Origin of the sequence: Brevundimonas sp. (assembly GCF_004210735.1) — a bacterium.
Lineage (GTDB): Bacteria > Pseudomonadota > Alphaproteobacteria > Caulobacterales > Caulobacteraceae > Brevundimonas.
This window is the reverse complement of sequence record NZ_SDZL01000121.1, coordinates 1-1,905: the sequence shown is the minus strand read 5'-3', so window position 1 is coordinate 1,905 and position 1,905 is coordinate 1. Positions and strand designations below refer to the sequence as shown.

Annotated in this window: 3 protein-coding genes; 1 reads left to right on the top strand and 2 read right to left on the bottom strand. The window is 66.2% G+C overall.

The window, feature by feature from the left end:
• Window positions 1–120: 120 nt before the first annotated feature.
• On the top strand, window positions 121–1,122 hold the full coding sequence (locus EON91_RS14315; RefSeq protein WP_292096057.1) for an endo-1,4-beta-xylanase: 1,002 nt from the start codon (window positions 121–123) through the stop codon (window positions 1,120–1,122).
• A 61-nt stretch (window positions 1,123–1,183) separates the two neighbouring features.
• Here the strand turns inward: EON91_RS14315 and EON91_RS14310 are convergent, their stop codons facing one another.
• Complete coding sequence (locus tag EON91_RS14310; protein WP_292096056.1) at window positions 1,184–1,570, bottom strand: GIY-YIG nuclease family protein; 387 nt, start codon at window positions 1,568–1,570, stop codon at window positions 1,184–1,186.
• A gap of 131 nt (window positions 1,571–1,701) precedes the next feature.
• Window positions 1,702–1,905, bottom strand: a 204-nt coding sequence (locus tag EON91_RS14305; protein ID WP_292096054.1) for a helix-turn-helix domain-containing protein, incomplete at its 5' end; no start/stop codon positions are given.

Here is a 1,905-nt window from a genome sequence, read left to right as displayed (position 1 = left end):
CACCCGGCTTCGCCTGCGGCTCAGCCCCCCTCCCCGGGGCGGGGAGGGAGAGGCGCCGGCGCCGCTGTCGACCGCCGCACCCTCCTCGCCTCCTCCCTCGCCCTGGCCGCCTGCGGGCCGGTGGAAACCGCCGCCCAGCCCGACCGCCCCGTCCCGGCGTTGAAGGACATAGCCCCCTTCCCCATCGGCGCCTGCGTGCCGACGGCCTATCTGGACGATCCCGCCTGGGTCGCGTTGGCTACGCGCCAGCTGTCGCAGCTGACCCCGGAGTGGGAGCTGAAGATGGAGTATGTGCTTCAGGACGGCTCTTACCGGTTCGAGGCGCCGGACCGCATCGCCGCCTTTGCGCGCGAACACGGCATGCGGCTCTATTGCACGACCCTGATCTGGTATTCGCAGGTCATGCCCTTCTTCCGCGACATGGACCCCTCACGGGTCGGGGCGGAATACGACCGTTATATCGCCGCCGTGGTCGGCCGCTACGCCGGTCAGGCGGTCGGCTGGGACGTGGTCAACGAGGCGGTGGCCGAGGACGGGATCGGCCTGCGCGACACCTTCTGGGGCCAAAACCTGGGCGGCGAGGAAGCCTATATCGCCCGCGCCTTCCATCAGGCGAAGGCCGCCGATCCGGACGCGGTCCTGTTCATCAACGAGTACAATCTCGAGAACAATCCGGTGAAGGGCGCGACCTATCTGCGCCTGATCGAAAAACTGCTGAAGGCGGGCGTGCCCATCGGCGGCATCGGCGTGCAGTCGCACCTGGATATCGAGATCCCGGACGGGAACATCCGCACCTTCATGCGCGACGCCGGCGCGCTCGGCCTGCCGATCCATGTGTCGGAACTGGACGCGTCGTTACGGCGCGAGGGCCGTCTGCCGGACCTGCGGACCAGGGCGGAAAAGCGGGAAAAGCAGGTCGCCCGCGTCGCCGAACTGGCCGAGGCCTTCATGGCCCTGCCCGCGGCCCAGCGCTTCGGCTTCACCACCTGGGGCCTGCGCGACATCGACAGCTGGCTGCGCCGCCCGCCGCAGGACGACGGCAAGGACAGCATGCTGCTGTTCGACGCCAAGAGCCGCCCCAACCCCATGTTCTGGCCGGTGGCCGAGGCGTTCGGAGGGTGACCTAACCACCGTCATCCTCGGGCTTGACCCGAGGATCGGACCATCCTCGTACACAACGTCTCTAGTCGTCCGCCGACGCCTCAAGGTGCGCCAGAAACGCCGCCACCCCGCCATCGTTCTCGGCCCCGATCCGCGGATCGGACACCTCCCCACATAGCGACGGGTACAGGTCCTTCCACTCGGGATTTCGCTGCTCGATCAGCTGCATTTTCCACGGTCGGTTCCAGCGCTTCAGCGCTTTCTCTCGCCGAATGGCGTCCACGACGAAGGCGTGTGGCTCGTACCAGACCAGCATGCCGCAACCGTACCGCTTGGTATGCCCCGCAACCTGACCGGTCCGGTGCTGATGCGTCCGATGATAAAGGTTGCTGGTGACGCCGATGTAGATCGCGCCGAATGGCCGATTGGCCATCATATAGGCGGCAATCAGGGGGCGCTTCTCTTCCATATGTCGAGTGGCGGACAGTCCGATCCTCGGGTCAAGCCCGAGGATGACGGCGTGTGGGATTATTCCGGACAAAAAGAAAACGCCCGCCGTTTCCGGCGGGCGTTTCGAAACCCTCAGTCCTCAGAAACCGATCAGGCGGCGACGGTGATCGCGCCTTCGGCCGGGTCGCGCAGGACGTAGCCGCGGCCCCAGACGGTTTCGATGTAGTGTTTGCCACCGGCGGCCGTGGCCAGCTTCTTGCGCAGCTTGCAGATGAAGACGTCGATGATCTTCAGCTCGGGCTCGTCCATGCCGCCGTACAGGTGGTTCAGGAACATTTCCTTGGTCAGGGTCGT